The sequence below is a fragment of the Dyadobacter chenwenxiniae genome, from assembly GCF_022869785.1.
GTDB classification, from domain to species: domain Bacteria; phylum Bacteroidota; class Bacteroidia; order Cytophagales; family Spirosomataceae; genus Dyadobacter; species Dyadobacter chenwenxiniae.
This window is the reverse complement of sequence record NZ_CP094997.1, coordinates 7,151,048-7,171,767: the sequence shown is the minus strand read 5'-3', so window position 1 is coordinate 7,171,767 and position 20,720 is coordinate 7,151,048. Positions and strand designations below refer to the sequence as shown.

19 protein-coding genes are annotated in these 20,720 nt (G+C 45.4%); 4 read left to right on the top strand and 15 right to left on the bottom strand.

The genetic code is table 11. The features are described 5' to 3' along the window. The first annotated feature begins 129 nt into the window (after positions 1–129). Both MUK70_RS30765 and scpA read left to right on the top strand, forming a co-directional pair. Complete coding sequence (locus MUK70_RS30765; protein ID WP_234656646.1) at positions 130–1,518, top strand: methylmalonyl-CoA mutase family protein; 1,389 nt, start codon at positions 130–132, stop codon at positions 1,516–1,518. Beyond that, on the top strand, positions 1,515–3,653 hold the full coding sequence (gene scpA, locus MUK70_RS30760; protein ID WP_234656645.1) for a methylmalonyl-CoA mutase: 2,139 nt from the start codon (positions 1,515–1,517) through the stop codon (positions 3,651–3,653). Before MUK70_RS30765 ends, scpA begins: the two co-directional genes overlap by 4 nt. Positions 3,654–3,659: 6 nt before the next feature. Here scpA and MUK70_RS30755 read toward each other — a convergent pair whose 3' ends face one another. From MUK70_RS30755 to MUK70_RS30685, 15 genes are all read right to left on the bottom strand, one after another. After that, the gene (locus tag MUK70_RS30755; protein WP_234656644.1) at positions 3,660–4,856 is read right to left on the bottom strand and encodes a beta-ketoacyl-[acyl-carrier-protein] synthase family protein; all 1,197 of its coding nucleotides are present in this window, start codon (positions 4,854–4,856) and stop codon (positions 3,660–3,662) included. A 2-nt stretch (positions 4,857–4,858) separates the two neighbouring features. Then, entirely contained in the window at positions 4,859–5,125 is a 267-nt protein-coding gene (locus MUK70_RS30750; RefSeq protein ID WP_234607105.1) for a phosphopantetheine-binding protein, read from the bottom strand. Between the two features lie 90 nt (positions 5,126–5,215). Continuing rightward, the gene (locus tag MUK70_RS30745) at positions 5,216–6,493 is read right to left on the bottom strand and encodes an ABC transporter permease (RefSeq protein ID WP_234656643.1); all 1,278 of its coding nucleotides are present in this window, start codon (positions 6,491–6,493) and stop codon (positions 5,216–5,218) included. Between the two features lies 1 nt (position 6,494). Then, complete coding sequence (locus tag MUK70_RS30740) at positions 6,495–7,244, bottom strand: ABC transporter ATP-binding protein (protein ID WP_244784587.1); 750 nt, start codon at positions 7,242–7,244, stop codon at positions 6,495–6,497. Positions 7,245–7,254: 10 nt separating this feature from the next. Beyond that, complete coding sequence (gene darH, locus MUK70_RS30735) at positions 7,255–8,286, bottom strand: BtrH-related acyltransferase DarH (protein ID WP_234656641.1); 1,032 nt, start codon at positions 8,284–8,286, stop codon at positions 7,255–7,257. A 4-nt stretch (positions 8,287–8,290) separates the two neighbouring features. Further along, a complete protein-coding gene (gene DarG / locus MUK70_RS30730; protein WP_234656640.1) occupies positions 8,291–8,689 on the bottom strand; it encodes a flexirubin biosynthesis protein DarG in 399 nt (132 codons plus the stop codon). 11 nt (positions 8,690–8,700) lie between these two features. After that, entirely contained in the window at positions 8,701–9,843 is a 1,143-nt protein-coding gene (gene darB / locus MUK70_RS30725) for a dialkylresorcinol biosynthesis protein DarB (protein ID WP_234656639.1), read from the bottom strand. Positions 9,844–9,845: 2 nt separating this feature from the next. Beyond that, positions 9,846–10,754, bottom strand: coding sequence for a hypothetical protein (locus MUK70_RS30720; RefSeq protein WP_234656638.1), 909 nt, complete (start codon positions 10,752–10,754; stop codon positions 9,846–9,848). A gap of 28 nt (positions 10,755–10,782) precedes the next feature. Beyond that, a complete protein-coding gene (locus MUK70_RS30715; protein ID WP_234656637.1) occupies positions 10,783–11,262 on the bottom strand; it encodes a hypothetical protein in 480 nt (159 codons plus the stop codon). A 51-nt stretch (positions 11,263–11,313) separates the two neighbouring features. After that, positions 11,314–12,372, bottom strand: coding sequence for a methyltransferase (locus tag MUK70_RS30710; RefSeq protein WP_234656636.1), 1,059 nt, complete (start codon positions 12,370–12,372; stop codon positions 11,314–11,316). Between the two features lie 9 nt (positions 12,373–12,381). Further along, complete coding sequence (locus tag MUK70_RS30705; protein ID WP_234656635.1) at positions 12,382–13,107, bottom strand: YdcF family protein; 726 nt, start codon at positions 13,105–13,107, stop codon at positions 12,382–12,384. A gap of 130 nt (positions 13,108–13,237) precedes the next feature. Continuing rightward, positions 13,238–13,873 (bottom strand): hypothetical protein, encoded by a 636-nt coding sequence (locus tag MUK70_RS30700; protein WP_234656634.1) that lies wholly within the window; start codon positions 13,871–13,873, stop codon positions 13,238–13,240. A gap of 38 nt (positions 13,874–13,911) precedes the next feature. Further along, entirely contained in the window at positions 13,912–14,523 is a 612-nt protein-coding gene (locus tag MUK70_RS30695) for a hypothetical protein (protein ID WP_234656633.1), read from the bottom strand. A 35-nt stretch (positions 14,524–14,558) separates the two neighbouring features. Further along, positions 14,559–15,821, bottom strand: a complete 1,263-nt coding sequence (gene flxY, locus MUK70_RS30690) for a flexirubin biosynthesis putative acyl-CoA ligase FlxY (protein WP_234656632.1) — start codon at positions 15,819–15,821, stop codon at positions 14,559–14,561. 25 nt (positions 15,822–15,846) lie between these two features. Next, the gene (locus MUK70_RS30685) at positions 15,847–17,475 is read right to left on the bottom strand and encodes a C45 family autoproteolytic acyltransferase/hydrolase (protein ID WP_234656631.1); all 1,629 of its coding nucleotides are present in this window, start codon (positions 17,473–17,475) and stop codon (positions 15,847–15,849) included. A 114-nt stretch (positions 17,476–17,589) separates the two neighbouring features. Here MUK70_RS30685 and MUK70_RS30680 point away from each other — a divergent pair, with 114 nt between their 5' ends. Together MUK70_RS30680 and MUK70_RS30675 are read left to right on the top strand one after the other, a co-directional pair. Next, positions 17,590–18,216, top strand: a complete 627-nt coding sequence (locus tag MUK70_RS30680; RefSeq protein WP_234656630.1) for a 4'-phosphopantetheinyl transferase family protein — start codon at positions 17,590–17,592, stop codon at positions 18,214–18,216. Between the two features lie 26 nt (positions 18,217–18,242). Then, on the top strand, positions 18,243–20,720 hold the full coding sequence (locus MUK70_RS30675; protein ID WP_234656629.1) for a PIG-L family deacetylase: 2,478 nt from the start codon (positions 18,243–18,245) through the stop codon (positions 20,718–20,720).

The following is a 20,720-nucleotide window of genomic DNA, read 5'->3' as shown; positions in this document are numbered from 1 at the left end:
TAAAATCGATAGAATTTCGGTATTCGATCTGCAAGAGGGGTGCTTTGTGCCAGGGACTGAAAAAGTAACTTCAAATTTGTAGCTTTGTTAACCAGCAGAAACGCTTGTTTTCACTTGATCCGCTTTAAAATGGCCGCCCGCTTATTTTCAGATTTCAGCCCTTCGGGTCCGGACGCCTGGCAAATACAGGCTGAAAAAGAATTGAAAGGAAGGCTGAAAACATTATCAGATTGGAGAATTGGGGTCGATCTGCATTTGGCCCCCTACCTGACGCTATCGGAAACAGATCCGGAAACGATGGCAGCGATGCAGGCTTGCCAGAAGAAAATACCTGGCTGGCAGAACATTCCTTCGGTGAAGTTCACAGATCCCCGAAAGACCAATGTTGCTATGAAGCAAGCGTTGGCAAATGGCGCTGATGTCATTTTGCTGGACCTCGGAAATACGGACCTGATTCACTGTGAATTCCCGAAATTGCTCCACGGAATTCGCCTTAGCGATACTGCTATTTATTTTAGAACCGGTGAAAATGCGGGGGACGTTTTCAAGGAAATCTCTAAAAATGCAGGTTATTATCTCAAAGGCGGCGTCGCATTCGACCCGGTGGCTCACTGGATGCGCACTGGAAAATCCTTCGCCGACAACCTGAATGCGGTGATTTCCGTGCTAAACCAGACGCGGAATATGCGAGAGTTTCGTGCATATATGGTAGAAGGACACCTGTTTCATAACAATGGCGCAACGCTTGTCCAGGAATTGGGAATGATGGTTTCAGCCACGGTAAATTATTTAGATCTGCTGACTGATCAAAAGATTTCCCCGCTCATTGCCTTTAATCGAGTATTGTTTTCCATTTCAATAGGAACAGATTTCCTGGCGGAAATCGCAAAATTGAGAGCATTCCGTTTTTTGTTGAAGAAAATTGCCGACGCATATCAGTTACCCCACGAGCTTTGCACGCCATTTATCCATGCGCAAACCTCCACATTCTTTAATGCTGACGCTGCCCCTTACACAAATATGATCCGTGCTTCGTCCGAGGCCATGAGCGCGGTGATGGGCGGTTGTAATGGTTTGACTGTAATGCCTTATGACCATCAATTAAAAGAACAAAATGACTTTTCGGACCGCATTGCCCGCAATGTGTCATCCATCCTCTCTCATGAAAGCGCATTGGCTTACGTTGCAGATCCGGCGGCGGGCTCCTATATGCTTGAAAAAATGTCGCTGGATATTGCAGACAAAGCATGGGAATTGTTTCTGGAAATGGAAGAAAAAGGCGGTTTTGTCAAATGTTTTGAAACCGGTTTTATTCAAAATCAATTGAATGCAGCGCTTTCGCATAGGATTAAAGATTTGAGCGAAGGCAAGGTGATGATCGGTATCAATAAATATAGCGAGGATACGGATACAGGCATTTTTAATCAAAAAAATGACCATGCGGGTTCGCCGTACTTAACAGACAAAAACCTGTCGCAATGCTTTAAGGCATCCGCATTAACCGCTATAAAGCCATGAAACCGGATTTTAAGAACATTACGGGCATTACAACCAGCCATGCACAGCAAGAACAATCCGGTAAAGCGGTGCTCACCTCGGAAGGGATAAAATTAAAACCGTTTTATAGTCAAAACGATCTGGCAGGAGCTGAACATCTGGAATTTGGTGCAGGAAATCCGCCCTTTGTGCGTGGGCCTTATGCCAGCATGTATCTGGAGCGCCCCTGGACCATCCGGCAATATGCGGGCTTTTCGACGGCTGCTGATTCCAATGCATTTTACAAAAGAAACCTCGCTGCCGGTCAGAAAGGGCTTTCTGTTGCATTTGACCTGGCCACGCACCGCGGATACGACTCTGACCACCCGCGCGTAACCGGTGATGTAGGAAAAGCAGGCGTTGCGATTGACTCGGTGGAGGATATGAAGATGCTTTTTGACCAGATTCCCCTGGATCAGATGTCTGTTTCGATGACCATGAATGGCGCCGTAATTCCCATTCTGGCATTCTTCATTGTGGCTGCGGAAGAGCAGGGCGTATCGCCTGAGACGCTATCCGGAACCATTCAGAATGATATTTTGAAAGAGTTTATGGTGCGGAACACTTACATTTATCCACCCGCAGCTTCCATGCGGATTGTAGGCGACATTTTTGCTTACACCTCGCGTTTTATGCCCAGGTTCAACTCCATCAGCATCAGCGGTTACCACATGCACGAGGCTGGCGCACCCGCGCACATTGAGCTTGCCTACACGCTGGCAGACGGCCTGGAATACATTCGCACGGGATTGGAGGCGGGCATCGGAATTGATGACTTCGCGCCCAGGCTTTCTTTCTTCTGGGGCATCGGAATGAACCATTTTATGGAAATTGCCAAAATGCGCGCGGGAAGGTTGCTTTGGTCGAAAATCGTGAATCAATTTAGCCCCAAAAACGAAAAATCACTGGCATTAAGGACGCATTGCCAGACAAGCGGTTACAGCCTCACTGAGCAGGACCCGTATAACAATGTAACCCGAACGACCATTGAAGCCATGGCTGCCGTGATGGGGCATACACAATCGCTGCATACCAATTCGCTGGACGAGGCCATGGCCCTGCCAACCGACTTTTCGGCCCGTATTGCACGGAATACGCAACTTTTTATCCAATATGAAACCGATCTTTGTAAGGCAATCGACCCTTGGGGAGGCTCCTATTATGTGGAATATCTGACAAAAGAGCTGACTGAAAAAGCCTGGCAACTGATTGAGGAAGTGGAAAAACTTGGTGGCATGACCAAGGCCATTGAGACCGGACTTCCCAAAATGCGGATAGAGGAAGCCGCCGCCAGGAAGCAGGCACGCATTGATTCGGGAAAAGATATTATTGTGGGTGTCAATAAATTCAGAACGGAAAGTAAGGATACCTTTGATATCCTTCAAATTGACAATCAGGCAGTTCGCTTGTCACAAATCGCATCTCTAACGAAAATAAAGGAGGAGCGCGATTCTGAGGCGGTTGCAAATGCGTTGCATGCCATTACAGCCGCCTGTCAACAGAAAGGCGGTAAGGATATGGCTGTCAATTTGCTGGCTCTGGCTATTGAGGCGGCACGGGAAAGAGCTACATTAGGAGAAATATCGGATGCGATGGAAAAGGAATTCGGGCGTTATAAATCTACCATTCGGTCTGTCTCAGGCGTTTATCAGGCAGAAGCTTCGGATGATGAAAACTTTCGTGCAGCATTGGAAATGTCAGACCAATTTGCGGAAATGGAAGGCAGAAGGGCAAGAATATTGGTTGCCAAAATGGGCCAGGACGGACACGATCGCGGAGCGAAAGTTATTGCAACAAGCTTTGCAGACCTCGGCTTCGACGTGGACATTGGTCCACTTTTTCAAACACCCCAGGAAGTAGCCCGGCAAGCGGCTGAAAATGATGTGCACGTCATTGGCGCATCGAGCCTTGCGGCAGGACACAAAACACTCATTCCCGAACTCATCAGTGCGTTGAAAAACATCGGTCGGGGTGACATTATGATCATTGTCGGCGGCGTAATTCCAGCCCAGGATTACCAGTTTCTTTATGATGCAGGTGTAAAGGGCATCTTCGGACCCGGAACCATTATTTCGATTGCCGCGCAAAAGATCTTGAAAGAACTGATGGAATCCTGACAAATATTAATGAATGCTTCTGAAAACGAGTGAAGTACAATTCCCGCCGAAACCGAACGAATTGGAAAGTGCGTAACTCAATTTCTTCTCCGACGAGAATACAGAAGCAGCCCTTGCGCCTTGTGAACTCATGGGCGTTTCAACATGTAAGCTGGCAAAGATCTCATCATGCACAATGCTCAGAATGCTGAAAACTGCTTCAACTGCTCCCGCTGCGCCTAGTGTATGCCCCGTGTAGGATTTTGTGGAGCTAAAAGGCGGGATTTCATCAAATAACAGACTCATTCCCAAAAGCTCGACCTCATCATTATTAAGCGTCCCTGTCCCGTGCGCATTGACGTAGTCGATACGATCGAAGCTGATTCCTGCCGATTCGACAGCTTCCTGCATGGAGCGAATGGCACCCGTAGCCTCTTCTGACATTGCGGACGGATGATGCGCATCATTCGCATTGCCATAACCTGCCACTTCTGCGTAAGCGTTTTTATTTCCAACCACATCTTCAGCTTCCAATACAAGATATGCCGCTGCTTCGCCCAAATTCAGCCCATCCCGATTTTCATCAAATGGCTTACATGCTTCTGAAGAGAGAATTTTGAGAGAATTAAAGCCATTAACCGTGTATTTGGCCAAACTATCGACGCCGCCTACGATTGCACGTTTTGCACGTCCGGACTCAATAAGCCTTGCGCCAAGCATAATTGCGTTGGCGGAGGAAGAGCAAGCGGTGTTAATGGTGTCAGAAAAGCCTTTGATCTTGTAATTTTCTACCAATCTGATGGTGTGGGCTGCGCAGCTGTATGCTTCCAGATATGGCGAACCGCTCGTCTTTAAATTAGCGTCTTGGTAAAGCTGGTCTGTGAGGCACATTCCGCCAACGGTTGTTGCGGAAATAAATGCGGTGTCGAATGAAGAGATTTGGTTCGGCGACAGCGCTGCATCTTTAATCGCTTCGGCAAATGCTTTATCAGCAAGCAGATCGGTTCGCGTGTAGCCTGCGCTATCTTCCAAATTCAACAACTCTTTCAGACGTTCATTGCTGCATGCACACTCGCCAAATGGCAGCAGGGCAGCATAACGGGAGTCGAAATGAGCAGCCCGGGCAATGCCGGTTTTCCCCTGACGTAAACTGGCATGGTTTTCCGAAAGGTTTTCACCAATGGCAGAAATTATGCCCATCCCGGTCACCAGCACCCGTTTCATTTTCAGGCAGTTTTAGTATTTGCTAAAATATATTCAGCCATATGGTTCACATCGACGAGGATTTTTCTTCCTTCTGCGGGATTGGTTATTTTAATGCCGTACTCTCTTTCAAGAAGCACAACCAGCTCCAGTGAATCGATCGAGTCCAATCCAAGGTCACCGCCAAAAAGTGGCTCGTCGTCCTTAATGTCCTGAGGGTTAATGTCTAACAAATTCAAATATTGGACTATCTGACTTTTGATAATGGGTTTTAAACTTTCTATGTCCATGATTAATGTTGATCGCCTATGATCTTGCTTTTAGAATTGAGGTGCCAGAAGAATTAAGCGGGTAGGTTAAATATTTTTCTGAATTCAAACTTAAATAATTCTTTCCATCCTTAGCTTAAAATATGTTCCAAGTTGGCAAATCAGGATAAATATCCCCAGGAATGCGAAGACATTTTTCAGCTCCTGCCAGCTGCCGCCTTTGAGGAAAAGAATGTAAAACCCTTCCAGGCACCAGTGTAACGGCGAAAAGTTGCTCGCAAACTGCATGAAGCCGGGCATAACGAATGTTGGCACCAGAATCCCGCCGATTGCACCAAAGATAATGATAGAAATGGCGCCGAAACCATTGGCCTGTTGTTCCGTTCGGGCATACGCGCCGATCATCAGAGCGTAACTCACGGCGGCCATACTGCTGATCAGAATTACAGATCCGAACGCAAAAAGACTGGATGGAATTGTAAGTTTGGGCAAACCCAGCTCGGGCAGGATCCAGATGCCCATTGAAAAAGTGAGCGCCACCTGCAAAACCGCAACGATCACGTAAATCGCCATTTTACTGAACATAACGAGCATGAATGTCGTGGGCATGGTTTTCAATCGCAGAAAACTGCCGTTCACCCGCTCTTTCACAATATTGCTTCCCAGTGACACAACCATAAAAAACATAGCAAAAATGGTCCAGGCAGGGACATTATGCTGTGTGGAGTTAGGAATTGCGGTGGAGTTGTTATTACTGGCCACGATCTGATTGATCTTTACGCGGTTTGAGATCATTTTATCCTTCAACTTTTGCGACTGTCCACCTAGATCCATTGTGTTGTACATTTTGTCGATCATAAGCGAATTCTCGATCACACTCATGTAGGACTGGATGATGCCCATGACGGAATAACTGTAATTTTCCTGTAAAACGGGATCATTGTAAAAGGATAGCGTCGGCATGGAGACTTTTTCTGAACTTACAGAATCCCGTTCCAGCCCAAGATCGTGCATAAGGATGTTACTTACATCATTTGCATTGCTTTCCAGCCCTGCAGTAAATGTTTTGGGAATATACAACCCAATTAATTTCCCCCTTGACAACAGCTCAGATTTAAGTGATTTTTCGGGAACGGCATCTTGCGAATCGATTTTAAAAAGCCCGGATTTTGTCAGCAGCGATACGAGCTTACCACCTTCTTCACCGGCATCGTGATTTACGACGAGCAGCGGGATCCGGTTCTCATTCACCATTTTATATGCGCTATCCTGAATGATTGTGATAATAAAAACCAGTAAAAGCGGCATTAAAAACATCAAAGACAGGCCCACCTTATCATTAATAAGGAGCAAATATTCTTTGCGCAATGATGAGAAAACCTTGAACATACTAATCCCTGTACTCCTCCCCCGTCAGTTTGATAAATAAAGATTGCAGACTGGAAACCTCGTGCTCCCGTCTAAGGGCGGCAAGATCTCCCTTAGCAATAACCCTCCCATGATCAACGAGCGCAATGTTTTTGCAGAATTCCTCTGCTTCGGACATGTGATGCGAAGTGTAAATGATGGTGGTGCCGGTGTCATTAATTTCGCGTAAATAGCGGATTATAGCATTACGGCTCTGCACATCGACCCCGACAGTGGGCTCGTCGAGAAACAAAATGTCGGGCTCGTGGATAATGCCGATGGCCAGGTTAACCCGCCGCTTCATGCCACCCGAAAACGACCCCACTTTTTTATCGGCAAACTTGCTTAACCCTAAAATGTCCAGCAAATGCTCACGGCGTGCTTCGAGTTTCGGCTTAGCCAGATTGTACATCGCCCCGAAATAATCCAGATTCTGGCGCGGAGAAAGCTCCTGATAAAATGCATATTCCTGCGGGACGAAGCCTACGCGGCTTTTTCGCTGCTGCCCGGAAATGGGATGATTCTCGTGGTAAAAATGAATGGTCCCGGAAGACGGCGGGATTATGCCGCAGAGAATAGAAATCAAGGTCGTTTTGCCTGCACCATTCGGCCCTAGCAGACCAAAAATATCAGATGCGGCAATGTTCAGAGAGACATCAGTGAGGCTGTTTTCCTGCGCAGATTTGTATTTTTTAGAAACGTGTTGAATTTCAATGCAAACCGATTCGGTCATATCGTTGTACTCAATTGCCAAGATTCAGGCGTGACAGTTTTTGAAACGCTTCTTTTTCTACGGCCCTGATATCGATCAGCATATCGGCTATTTCATCAAAATCCTTTTGTTCGGTCAGTCGTCCTTTGTAAACGCCTGCCATTTTGATCGCACTCGCGCGCCACATATCTCCGGCTTTGGTAAAATCTTCAGAGACTACTGATAAGCGGTCATCCTGCATGTAAGCGGATGCTTCTTCCAGAAATGCGCCATACAGGAAACGAAAACCGCCTCCTCCCGTGCCGATTTCCTCCTGCATCCGCACAATCTGGCCTAAATATAGACTTGCTTTTTTTAGTCCAAGCTTGTCACGCCATTTGCGAATGTGCCCGGCCGTATGCCTGATGCCATCAACGCCGGCAAAATTTCCCGGAATTTTAAGCATATCGCGCACATTCCGGCGGATTCCCTTTACGATTCCCTTGCGGATCGTATCGTCCGTAACCGGTTTGACTCTTTCAGGGAAATAAATGTGCCCTTTCGGAGCCAGCGGACCTTGTGCAAAGCGTACCCGACTCAGGTCGGCTTTGGATAATGTTGTAACATCTTCCATCACCGGATCGCTGATCTGGTAATGATCGTCCTCCTGGCCAAAAACGATCAGGTTATGCGCATTGAAATGGAAACGATATTCTTTGGGAAAATAAGTCAGGTGAAATACACCGACCTGGCAACCAACGGGAACGCCTTCGCGCACCTTCTGGTCCAGAAACGCTTCCGCAGCGGCAACATTAGAAAACTTTTTCCGGGTCACTTCCACGCCCAGCGACTTGCAAGTCCGTTTGAAAATGGCACCGGGCATTGTTCTGAACGAGATGGCCGGACCGTTATTCACTGTTAAAAAAGGAATTTGTATGTAAAAAAGTCCTGAACCCAGACCAAAAGCCAGGGGCTCGGTCATAAAATCCAGACCGTGATAGCGTAGTAATGCCGTAGTGACCCCATTCTCACAATGCGCCGTTTGAACGTGGCGAAACTCATCCGTTTGGCTATCAATATTCACTGGATCAACCTTTAAAATTTTTTAATTCATGCAATGTAACGTCAAATGCACGCGCGTATTTTTCCAGCTTGCGATCACTTAACCCTTTGAAAACAGACGGTTTCAAATGCCTTTTGATAAAAAAAGGAAAAAACCCGGTGTAACCTGAGAGAACCGGCAGATCCATTAACCTGAGTTCCATAAAATAATGAACAGGACTTTTCTCTCCGTTTGCGACTGCCTTTCTGGCATCTTCAATCCGCTCATTCACGTCGTCCCAGGCACTGTCCAAAGCCTGTTTCTTAACCTCCCAACCCCTGCTTAGTGCGGTTTCATACTTGCCGTCTTCATTTTTGACGTAACATACTTCCCTGGTAAACTTGTCCAGCGCCCCGGGGTCTTGTGGAAGGTCTTCTTTTTTCATATCAGGCTTTGTCAACAAACGGTCAACATACAGAACATATAGGAAAAACGTGAGCTTTCGGGCACTGCAAGAAGGATCTTCTCCCCTTTTTTTAATGCGCCGCTGTAAAACACCTCTTCAAGCATCATATATATGGATGCGGCGCCAACATTTCCCTTCGTAACCAGATTGGTATACCACTTTTCCTTAGAAATCGGCATGCCGTTCTCATTACAAAAATCCTCGATTTTACCCTCAAAGAAATAGCTTGACAAATGGGGAAGAAAGTAGCTCACCTCCTCCATGCTTATTTGTCTTTTGTCCAGGATTTCTTTGAGTTTGGCAAAACCCAATTTAACAATTTTTTCTCCTAAAAGCTTCACATCCTGCTTGATACTGAACACAGAATGTTCCTGAACCTGCTCACTTTTATAATCCTTATAGCTTTTCAAAGAGCCGTCTTCCAGCTTATCTGCGCCCATATACATGCAAGGCTCTTGCTCATTGGCGTAAGAACAGCCTTCAATCCAATCGATTTTTAATGAAATTCCGGATTGATTAGGCGCAGATTCAACAAGAAAAGCACCGGCACCATCGGACAGCATCCATCTCAAAAAGTCTTTTTCAAATGCCAGATATGGATTCTTTTCCAATTTCAGAAGTTGTTGCACTTCATCTTCAAACTGATCGGAACGCAAAACGGGAGAAAGTCTTTCCGAAGCACAGGCAACGGCCTTTTGCTTTTCGCCCAGCTTTACAGACATATATGCATATTTGAATGCGTGCATGCCCGCGCAGCAAACGCCGGACGGCGAAACCACTTCAATAGGCCCCGTATCTTTCAAATAACCATGCACCATGGAACCATGCGAAGGCATGAGCTGATCCGGACTCGATGTAGCGCAGCTTAACAAATCTACGTCCTTTATTTCTGATGTATTTTTTTTAAAAAGACCCGTAACCGCCAGCGCCGCCATTTCCGCATTGGTGTGCGTGGCTGTGCCGTCTTTTTGCAGCGCATAGTATCTGTTTTTTATGCCGTTATTGCGTAAAACAAGTGCTTTTGATTTCGATGGTTTTCCATTAATATAACCTAAATACGCTTCCATTTCATCATTGGAAACGGGCTCATTCGGCAAAAACTTGGCAATTCTGGTAATATATGCGTCTGACATTATTATTTAATTTCTACACCACAAAAGTATTCTTTTTTCTTCTTAATCGCATTTCCGCTAAAAGGCACGATCAGCAAATTATATACGAAAAGGATCACCGGAGCGACCACAAACAAAGCGATCAGCAGATAATATTTAAAAAATCCGACCAGTCTTTTTCGCTTGGCAGGCGTCGTTCCTTTTGACTTAATGAGGTTTGCCCAGATCCTGAAAAGCTTCTTGGCGCGCTGCTCAATAAACAGAATGTCCGTTGGAATTGTAATCAAGCCTGTTGATAAAATATCCTCTTGTAAATTGCGATAATCTGATTTCCCCGCTGCGGTGTTTACAATAGCGCCGAATTTCGATGCGCTCCTGATATCCTGGTCACTAACGCCGGGCAAGGGGAAAATATTCCATTTGCTATCTTTTCGACCGGTTAGCATCCAATGTAAAATCGTGAAAGCGCTGATCAGATTGGAGGTCCTATCCATCAGCGGAATGTTGCCTACGAGCTTACCGCCAGCGTTTTTGATCAAATTTTTGACACTTTCCTGCGAATTAAGCCACATATTTCTCCCGCCAATAATAGTTACGACTGGCGTGCCGCGCATGATGGACTGGAAAGCCGGATCTTTAAGCAAGGATGTTATAGGTGGTGAAGGAGATAAAAACCAGGGCTGGTATCCCAACACAATCAGATCGTATTGCAGGGCAGAAAAATGGATTGGTTTCAGCGGGATAATGTCCTCCTGAACGCATTCAGGCATTTTATCAAAAAATTCCTCGGTTGTCCATGGAAAAACAAATGGCGTGGCCGGATGAATCTGGTGCCGTTCTATGCTTGCGGGATCGAAAGGAGATAAAAACTGGTCGATGATTTCATTCAACTGTCCGGTTTGTGAGTAGTTAACGACTAGTATTTTTCCCATTTATCAACAATCCTTTTTACTTAAAATCTCACTTTAAATCCGCCGCACGCAAAACCTTGGAATTCTTCGCATAATTGGAAACAATTGCCTTCATATCACTGTCCAATTTGTTGTAACCGGAAATTACGGCCTGCTTGTCTTCGTCAAGCTGTTTGTTGTATTTCAAAATTCCCGGCGCGTGCTCCTGAACGGTCAGTCTCAAAAACCTGTATTCCGTATTTGCCGGGTTGTTTGTTATTTCTTCTTCCAGCAAATGCGCGCCTTTTTTGAAGATTTTCACTTTTCCTTTCACACCTTTCACGAACCCGGCTTTTTTCATCGTCAATGCGCCAGTATATGCATTGATACGCGACGATTGCTTTTCCTTTGCCAGATCAGCCAGTTTCTGATCAATAGCAGCTTCCTCGCCACTCGATAATGCTTTGTAAAAAGCCTGTTTGTCTGTCTGCAAAAAACGAAAAGCAGTTAAGGAAGTCAGACAGATCAAAACGATAAGCAATATTTTCATCTAACTATTTGTATACCAATGAGTAAAACAAATGATACGGCACGGATGTTCCTAAGCCCGTTTCCTGCATTCCAGAATGGTATGATAGCTGTCACCGATCAACGGATAGGTTTCTACGATTTCGAACCCTGCCTCACGGGCAAGGCCTTTCATGACTTCAATGCGATACATTTTGCTGTTCCCGTTAGCCATGATCGTAAAATAGAGCGATGTAGCCACCAGGCTATGATGTGCTGCAGGAAAATTCTGGTTATCAAAAAATGGTTCCAGAATGTAGAGCGTAGTGTTCTCAGAAGATGCTGCGCAAGCGTTTTCAAGAATTTGAATAATCTGCTCTTTTGAAAAGCAATCTAGAAACTGGCTCATCCAGATCACATCAGCGCCTTGCGGAATCTTCTGTGAGCGATCAAGCAGGTCAATCGCGTGGAAATCAATGCGGTCTAGTAAATTCCGTTCGGCTGCATTGGCTTTTGCAACTTTGAGCTGAACGGGCAGATCGAGGATCTTTATACGAACATCAGGATCATGCTTACAGCATGCAAACGACCATTTGCCCGTGTTGCCGCCCACGTCAAAGATCATTCCGGGTTTTTTCCTGAACACAATCTTCAAAGCTTCGGGAAATGCATTGTCCGAATAGTAATGATCAAATTCAAACCAGGAAGTCTTCGCTGGTTCGGGCAGGATGGAGAGGCCTTCGTAAATGGTCGGCCAGTCGCCCAGGACTTTCAAACCTTCCGGCTTTCCGTTCCTTATGCTTTCCGTCATGTTTTTAGCGCCGAGATAGCAAACATCATGCATGAAATTGAGGTTAACGCGCGTCATTTCATCCTTTAAAAGAAAGAAACCGACCTTACTGATTCTTATGATTCCGTCCTCAATCTCGACAACCCCGATCACTTCTGCGGCTTCAAGCAATAATGTTACGCCGTATTCCGAAACGCCGGTTTTTTCAATAATCGTCTCCACGCCGACACCTTTCCGATTGTTGCCGATAAACTGCAAGATACCCAGTTCCTTAAGCGCCACGACCGCCTGAAAATACATGGGACCAAATGCTATTTTTTGTGCTTCATACTTGGCGTCTATTGCCGACAATTCTTTTTTCATTACACGCTTTTATGGTTCATTTTTTGCCGCTGGGGCGGGTATTATTCTGTCCTTGAACTTCCGTCTGTGTTTTTTCTTTTTGAGATCCTCTTCATGCCATATAATATATTTTCCCATGGTGCCTCTAAACCGCTCGAAGAAATTTTCCCTGTCGGAAAGCTTTACAAATCCTTCGCGTGTTGCTGTTTTCAGGTCAACCTTCGGTTCATACAGGTTCATGACCTTTAATGTGTCGATCACCGTGGGCAGAAGTCCGATCGGCAGCTCGAAGCGTTTGATGAACCTGCGCATGTAACTGGTTTGGATCGGATCCGTGGCGAGTGCAAGTTTTGTAAAACCGAGGTCTTTTCCAAGACGGTAAGAATAGTAAACGTTTTCCGTACTATGTTCTGCTTTTTCCTCTGTAAAGATATTTTCCAGCGGGACGCCCAGAGCGTGCGCATAACTGGCCATCACCTTGCTTTCCACAAATGGTGTGGCAACGGCAGAGCCTGAAAAAATGATATTTTTGGTATAGCCTTTTGTATAAAGATAATGTGCCCAGTGGATGCGCATCTGTAAAACCATGTCCCAATTTTTGCCGTTGTGGGGGAATCCCGGAACGATAACCGCATCATACGGTGACTCCTTTATGCCTTTATTAAATGCCTTCTCGGCCGACCGATACAGCATTTTACCGCAACCAGATAATGATAAGGTGATCAGGACCGAGAAAATGAGAGATAAAATCCGCACAAGATTGGGTTATCAGTTAAACAGTAAGCTGTGAAGCGTCCTCCAAAATGGCGAACAAATCACAGCTTACAAAAAATATGCTATGGTATCGGTAATGAACCAACTTTTAAAAATAGGGAATTCTATTTGATTATGAAACCTTGTAGGTTTTACTCCATTTTTTGTAAAATCTGGAGTCAATCGCTTCATTGATCTTGTATACGCCACCAGCCCAGTAATTCCGGAAGCCGAAACCGCCTGCTTTTCCCTCCACTTTCTCGGTATAAAGGACTTTTTTGGTGCTAAGATCAATAAAAGTAACCCACACCGTCATCTTCTCAGCGGTCTTGCTCAGGCTTTCGACGACATAAACGACACCAATGCCCTCTTTTTCACTTAATGAATATTTTGAAACAGATTTTCTAACCTGATCTTCCGTCAGTACAGCTTCTGTTTCGGTAATGTTATCTGCAACATTGGCTGATTTATTAAGTTTGATCATATCCTCCACTTTCGAAGCATACTGATCATCTTTTAAATTGAAGGCTTTCTGGAGTGAGAACTTCTTCGGCTCCATTTCGATCAGGTTGTTCCAGCTCACCATATGCTGGTTCTGGATAGCGTTCGGATCGGTAAAACCTATTCTGCCAACATATTTTGCCTGTGTGAAATCAAGGCCCAGAAACGTAAGTTTTGCTTTGCCGTTGAAAAGATCTGCCATTGAATTTTCAGCAGATGCAAACCCGGCATTCAAAAGAACAAATGCAAGAAGTAACAACTTTTTCATAACAAGAGAACGTTTAGAATTATGATAATGGATTGTTATTAAAGCTTTTTATCCAAAAATGCAGCAAGGGACTTTCCGGCTTTTGCATAGGATTCAGCGATTCTGACGCCCGTATCGAAGTCAAAACCACCGAACTGCCCGCCAGGGACATTACGCAGATTCAGTTGGGCGACCTTTGTTGCTTTGTTAGCAGATTCCACCAGGTCAACTTCGTAATCCACATAAGCATTCTTGCGCATTACGCCTACATTGAAACCGGGCTCTACAAACTTGGTGCGAACGATCAATGTGTAAGTTGCATCCGGCCGGGACTGAACGGCTTGTAAGCCCTTTTCTGCCATCCCTTTGTTGAACAGCTCCTCAAATTTCGGCTCAAAACGGTTTTTGCGATCCTCAACCCAGGCCTTTTTCCAGGTGTCGCCTTTCCCGGCTTCCTTGGCATTGTATTCAGCTGATTTTTTGTCCAAATATTCTTTCTCAGTCGCAAATTTTCCGACTCCGAATTCGGAATAATCGTATTCAATGTTCACGGTTTTCTGACCTGACAATACGGCCACCTCTCCGCTTCTCAGATCAACTCTTTGTGCAAATGAATCACTTGTTCCGACCGCAGCGACAGCAATTACAGCTGCGCAAATAAACTTTTTCATGTTAGTAATTTTTATTTTTTATGGTAATAGAGGCTTCAAATATAGATCAATTTTTCAGGTTTGCGTTTCTCCTGTTTGTATATTCTGAGGTTGAGTTCGTGAGCGGCGATAAATGCAAAAGATGGCGTTACGCGAAGCCGGGACTTGAATAACGAATGCAGCTTTTCCCTGAAAACGGGTGTGTCCAAATGATCAGAAAACTGGATCATAATGTCATCATTTCCGAACTCATTTTTGGACACGACAACCTGATAAAGCTCAATTTCCTGCACCATATCCAGCACGTCGAAAATGGCTGGGGGGAAGATTGTAGTCCCTTTGAATTTAATCATTTGCTGCTTCCTGCCCACCACCGGTCCAACGCGCGGACTTTTGCGTCCGCAGGCGCAAGGTTCGTAATGCATGTGGCATAAATCGCCTGTCCGGTAACGCAGCAGCGGCATCCCTTCTACGCCCAATGTGGAAATCACGATTTCACCAAGCCCGCCTTCCTTCACAACGCGGTCCTGCTCGTCAACCACTTCCAGGATCAAAAGATCTTCGTTCAAATGCCCGCCTTTGCCTTGACTGCATTCCGTGAAGGCCGCCCCCATTTCGGTGGAAGCATAAGTGGAATAAAGCTTTACGTCCCATTGCGAAGTGATCCTTTTGCCGAGTTCATTATATGTAAAATCAGGATTGCGGATGGGCTCACCGATGCAGATCACCGACTTGATGCTGGAAGAGGCGAAATCAATCCCATTAGCAATCGCATAATCGATCAACCTTGGGATAAATGAGGGAATGGCAATGATAACAGTGGGTGAAAAACGCTGGATGGACTCCCATTGCAGAAACGGGGCACCTGGGCCAACCCGGATCATCCCAGCGCCCAATTTCCTGGCGCCCATCCAGTAAGCCAATCCTGCCATGAAACGTTTGTCAATGGTCGTCATCAGCTGATAAATGTCAAGCTCCGAGCCATCCGCACAACGAAAAGATTCAGATTCATTGTCCGCAAGCCTTTCAATGTCCGAATCCGTGAGATAAAATGCCACCGGATCACTTAATGTGCCCGAGGTTGTTACATAATCCGCGATCCTGCTTTTTGGCACACACAAAAAATCATCATTTGCAGCTGCCAGGTCATCTTTTGTGGTGAAAGGCAACTTTTCGAGATCAGCGATGGAAACAATGCTGTCAACATCCACGCCATACTTTCGGAACATTTTCTGATAATAAGGGGAGTGTGCCGAAACATAAGCCAGCAAGTGTTTTAACTTTTGCTCCTGCGTTTCACGGATCATATTTAAGGTCATTGAGAATCGGGTTTATAACTAAAAATCAGAGAGACTTTTGACTTTCCGCAATTTTGTCTTTGATCACATTTCGCTCGTTCAGCGAGGCAACATCGCGTTTTAGTGCCTCCCGGTAATAGCTGACCGCTTTTTTGAAGTTCTTATTCTTTTTAAAATAATCTCCTAAAAACTGATAGGTGAGATAGCTCTCGGGATTGTTGGTGACAAATGCGATTTCTTCTTCGCGCGAAAGCTCAAAAGGAACGCCGAGCATTACATGCTTGCTGATTTTCTGTTTGGTAGCCTTAAATGCTTCAAACTTTTTGTAATCATTGGAAGCAAGGAATGGATCGGAGCGGATTTTGAGCGAGTCGACGGGCTGGAATGTTCCGTTGCGGGAAAAAACGTCATTCAAATTATAGTAAATAAATTCTCCGAGCTGATAAGGCGGCGTCGAAATCCACATTTCCCTTTTTTCGGGCTTGAAAAGAATGCCGTGGTGTGCAATGAGCTGATTCAGCGTTTTTGAATTGCCATAACCCACAAATTTGTCATTAACAGCCTTTTGATCGCGTAAAATTTCGGCTGCTTTGTTCACATCCATCGGATAAGACCGGTTCATCAGCTGGTTCATACGATCAAAACGCGACTTGGAATCCGTATCCTTGATGTTATTCATGTTCACCGAATCTTCCACGAATGACTGGCCCTGATAATGATTGGCACAAACCAGGTAATCTTTGCCGGACTCAAAAACGTCCATCTTCTGAGGCGATTTCTCAATGATCGCAGCCTGATCATCCGCCGCCGAACCGATCAGTAGTGATTCGGAGACAAAGGTTTCGCTTCTCCGGGCGATTTTTGTGGCTTCTTCAATCGTGCCGGCATATTGTAAAATCTCCCTAGCTAAAATGGAAATCGGTTCCTTCGCCGCAAACGGAATGTCTGACTTTGAGGCGTTTAATGTAACGGTTATGCCTTTCTCATTCATGCCCGAAACCACGCCCGTGAGGCCTGCCCAGGCGTAGGATGCAAATTTGTAGCCCTTATCCGGTTTCATGAAAACGATGAGCTTGTCTTCTGCAAAGGCGTCGCCCATGTAAAAGTCAAAGTTTCTGGCGATCAGCAATGTTGAGTCCTTCGTCAATGCGTGATTAACCGCAAAAGACGTACAGCCAACCATGTTCAGGTCCGTGAGTGCATGGCCAATGTCGTGCGCCGCGTGATAGTTGAGAATGCGGTAATATTTGGGCCCGATGTAATTAAATTGCTCAGAAAAAGACTGCGAAACGCCATAAATTTCCTGCTGATTTTCCTCGGGAATGTATTTATAAATGTCACGGTTAAACCAGCCAACAAAGCCTTTCAAAACTTGCAAAAATAAGCTGCTCGGGATCATTTCCCTGATCTGATTCACGAAATGGACTTCCTGCTTTTCCATTAATTCCTTGGCAAGAATGCCGTAAATCAGCCCGCGCTCATAGGGTTTTCCTTCGAGGTACATTTCCCAAATTCCCTGCTTATTCTTTTTTAACCAGCAATTTCCCACCGTATAATGGTCTTCGCCCACTTGGACGCGCTTGTAACTTTCCGTAGTTTTTGTACTTTCAAGCCTGGGTGCAGGAACACGGATGCGCCATATAAAGAGCCCGAAAAGAACGCCAATAGTGAGCATGAAAATGCCAAAAGTTTTCAGGACGTTCCTCGTTATTTTATTTTTAGGCCACATATGCTGGAGAGACGGGCAAAGCAGTTGTTATGCCCGGTTGAATATCAAAATTAATAATAAATGCCTATCTGTTATATAAAAAGCATTTCGGATGATGCAACATTAGGGTTGTGGCATATGTCGGAAAGTTGGCAGGATTTGAAAGAAATGGTTAAGCTACCCGCCACAGAATGGCTGCCGCTGGAAGAAAAAAAGACTGATAAGCGAAAGCAGGAATGGCTGGCTTGCAGGGTTTTGTTACAGGAAATGGCGCAGTCTCTGCCCATCATCAGCTATGATAAAAATCGCAAACCGCATATTAAAGGAAGTTCCAAACAGCTTTCAATGTCGCATTCAGGTGATTATGTGTGCGTATATGTGCATGATAGCGAGCCGGTTGGTGTGGATTTACAGCAAATGAAGCCGTCTATTACAAAAGGCTCCGATTACTTTCTCAATGAAGCTGAACAACATTGGGCGGATCTGGATGATAATGTTTTACTGCATCTGATTTGGTGTGCAAAGGAAGCCGTTTTTAAATTTGCAGGCGACGCGGATATGGATTTGAAAAAACATATCATTACAAATCCTTTTAAGAGCAACCAAAATGGAATAATTGAGGTTTCCATTCAAAAGGAAAATGTAAACATGTCTGTTCAGGTGCAGCACGATGCATTTGACGACTATTTACTTGCCTGGACCGTCTGATTTAGAAAATAAAAACCTATCCCTATATGCCCCGATTGCTTACCGCCCTCTTTCTGCTTATCAGCCTTCAACTTTCCGCGCAAGTTCCTTCCCTGTCATCCAGTGAAATTTTTCAGAACATGAAGAAACTGAATGTCCTTGGCTCGGTGCTTTACATTGCCGCGCATCCAGATGATGAGAACACATTAATGCTTTCTTATTTATCAAAGGATCAACTGGTTAGAACAGGATATTTATCATTAACAAGAGGAGACGGCGGCCAAAACCTGATCGGGGCGGAACAAGGTTATAACATTGGCGTCATTCGTACGCAGGAATTGCTGGCTGCCCGCCGCATTGACGGCGCGCAACAGTTTTTTTCCAGAGCGTATGACTTTGGTTTTTCCAAAACGCGCGATGAAACTTTGAATTTTTGGGATAAGGACAAAGTTTTGGGCGATGTGATCTGGATGATCCGCAAGTTCCAGCCCGATGTGATCATTACGCGCTTTCCGCCCGATCCGCGCGCTGGCCACGGTCATCACCAAACCTCTGCATTCCTGGCAGAGCAAGGTTTCAGCCTCGCTGCCGACCCAAAGTCCTATCCCGATCAATTGAAGTTTGTGAAACCGTGGCAGGCGAAAAGGCTGGTTTGGAACACCTACACGCCTGGATTTACCAACAAGCAACCTACGGAAGAGAAAAATCCATTCATATCCATTGCAATAGGTGGCTATAATCCGGTGCTGGGCAAATCTTATACAGAAATCGCTGCGGAAAGCCGGAGCCAGCACAAAAGCCAGGGTTTTGGAAGTTCACCCCAGCGTGGCGCAAGGATCGATTATTTCCTTCATAAAGTGGGCGAACCGGCTCAAAAAGGGCTTTTTGATGGCGTTGATGTTTCCTGGAAACGCGTGAAGGGGAGCGAGAAAATACAGGCCATGGTAACGGCCGCGATCAAGAACTTTTCTGTAAACAGACCATCTGCCTCTGTTGCAGAACTTCTAAAAATCAATGCCGAATTGAATAAACTTGATTCCGCCAACATTTATATCAAGACGAAAAAGGAAGAAGTTAAAGAGCTGATTTTGCAATGTGCAGGGCTTTGGTTTGAAACCAATCCGGATGACTTTTCTCAGGTTGTCGGCGACACAGCGTCCGTTAAGATTTCTGTTGTTAAAAGATCTGATTATCCTGTAAAGCTTGTTTCGCTGCGATGGACGGGAAAAGAAAAGGATAGCACGTTGAATCTGGCTCTGGAAGATAACGAGCTAAATTCCTTTGCAATAAATCCCATTTTGCCTTCAAAATTAAAAGTTACCCAACCCTATTGGCTGGAAAAACCGATTGATAAGGGTTTGTTCCAAATTGACAATCAGCAGGACATCGGGTTTCCCGAAAACCGGCCCGAAACCGTGACCAGGTTTGTTTTTGAGATCGGCGGACAGCAATTTGCCTTTTCCCGACCTTGGTTCTATAAAAGCACTGATCCGGCGGAAGGCGAAATTTACAGGCCTTTTGAGATCCGCCCAGCGGTAACGACAACCATTACCGAGCCCGTCTTCATATTTCCATCATTGGAGCCGAAAACGATTACTATCGTCGTGGAAGCACAGCGCAGTAATGTTAAAGGATCCGTTAAGCCGGAAATTCCCGCGGGCTGGAAATCCGTTCCCACTTCGGCAGAGTTTGATTTGAAGGGTAAATATCAGCAGCAATATTTTTCATTCATCATTACACCGCCAGCTAATAACCAGGAAGTTAAATTGAGAGCAATAGCCACCGTGGATGGGCAAATATTTGACAAATCCATCAAAACCATTGCTTATCAGCACATTCCGAGTCAAACCATTTTTCCGACATCAGAAGCGAAACTTGCGAAAATTGATGTCAAAACGACCGTCAAAAATATCGGCTACATTGCAGGAGCGGGTGACGACGTCCCCACAGCTTTGCGGCAAATGGATTGCCAGGTTACCATGCTCAATGAAGCAGGTCTGGCGAAGGATCTTTCGATTTATGACGCCATCGTGGTGGGTGTTCGAGCCTATAACACAGAGAATTATCTTGCCAATTATCAGCCCAAACTGATGGATTATGTCAAAAACGGAGGGACAATGGTTGTGCAATACACCATTCCAAGCGGACAAAAGGTAAAGCAGATCGGCCCTTACGACATTGAGCTCGGCAGGGACCGGGTTGCAGAAGAAGATGCGGAAATGCGCTTTTTGCTGCCTGAACATCCATTACTGAACTATCCTAACAAGATCACGCAAAAAGATTTCGATGGCTGGATCCAGGAACGTGGCTTGTATTTTGCGCAAACCTGGGATAAAACGAATTACCAGGCAGTCTTTTCAGCGAATGACAAGGATGAAACTTTGAAAGAGGGCGGCGTGCTTTACGCCCAATATGGCAAAGGACATTACATTTACACAGGTCTATCCTTTTTCCGCGAGCTGCCGGCAGGCGTCACAGGAGCATACAGACTTTTTGCCAACATGATTTCTGCTGGCAAAAAGTAA

What these genes read in the sequence shown, in the direction of transcription:
- MUK70_RS30740 (WP_244784587.1), bottom strand. Translation starts at nt 7,244, where the DNA reads ATGACCGAATCGGTTTGCATTGAAATTCAACACGTTTCTAAAAAATAC.
- MUK70_RS30765 (WP_234656646.1), top strand. Translation starts at nt 130, where the DNA reads ATGGCCGCCCGCTTATTTTCAGATTTCAGCCCTTCGGGTCCGGACGCC.
- MUK70_RS30750 (WP_234607105.1), bottom strand. Translation starts at nt 5,125, where the DNA reads ATGGACATAGAAAGTTTAAAACCCATTATCAAAAGTCAGATAGTCCAA.
- MUK70_RS30720 (WP_234656638.1), bottom strand. Translation starts at nt 10,754, where the DNA reads ATGGGAAAAATACTAGTCGTTAACTACTCACAAACCGGACAGTTGAAT.
- scpA (WP_234656645.1), top strand. Translation starts at nt 1,515, where the DNA reads ATGAAACCGGATTTTAAGAACATTACGGGCATTACAACCAGCCATGCA.
- MUK70_RS30700 (WP_234656634.1), bottom strand. Translation starts at nt 13,873, where the DNA reads ATGAAAAAGTTGTTACTTCTTGCATTTGTTCTTTTGAATGCCGGGTTT.
- MUK70_RS30710 (WP_234656636.1), bottom strand. Translation starts at nt 12,372, where the DNA reads ATGAAAAAAGAATTGTCGGCAATAGACGCCAAGTATGAAGCACAAAAA.
- DarG (WP_234656640.1), bottom strand. Translation starts at nt 8,689, where the DNA reads ATGAAAAAAGAAGACCTTCCACAAGACCCCGGGGCGCTGGACAAGTTT.
- MUK70_RS30715 (WP_234656637.1), bottom strand. Translation starts at nt 11,262, where the DNA reads ATGAAAATATTGCTTATCGTTTTGATCTGTCTGACTTCCTTAACTGCT.
- MUK70_RS30680 (WP_234656630.1), top strand. Translation starts at nt 17,590, where the DNA reads ATGCCTATCTGTTATATAAAAAGCATTTCGGATGATGCAACATTAGGG.
- MUK70_RS30675 (WP_234656629.1), top strand. Translation starts at nt 18,243, where the DNA reads ATGCCCCGATTGCTTACCGCCCTCTTTCTGCTTATCAGCCTTCAACTT.
- MUK70_RS30745 (WP_234656643.1), bottom strand. Translation starts at nt 6,493, where the DNA reads ATGTTCAAGGTTTTCTCATCATTGCGCAAAGAATATTTGCTCCTTATT.
- MUK70_RS30695 (WP_234656633.1), bottom strand. Translation starts at nt 14,523, where the DNA reads ATGAAAAAGTTTATTTGCGCAGCTGTAATTGCTGTCGCTGCGGTCGGA.
- MUK70_RS30755 (WP_234656644.1), bottom strand. Translation starts at nt 4,856, where the DNA reads ATGAAACGGGTGCTGGTGACCGGGATGGGCATAATTTCTGCCATTGGT.
- MUK70_RS30685 (WP_234656631.1), bottom strand. Translation starts at nt 17,475, where the DNA reads ATGCTCACTATTGGCGTTCTTTTCGGGCTCTTTATATGGCGCATCCGT.
- darB (WP_234656639.1), bottom strand. Translation starts at nt 9,843, where the DNA reads ATGTCAGACGCATATATTACCAGAATTGCCAAGTTTTTGCCGAATGAG.
- flxY (WP_234656632.1), bottom strand. Translation starts at nt 15,821, where the DNA reads ATGACCTTAAATATGATCCGTGAAACGCAGGAGCAAAAGTTAAAACAC.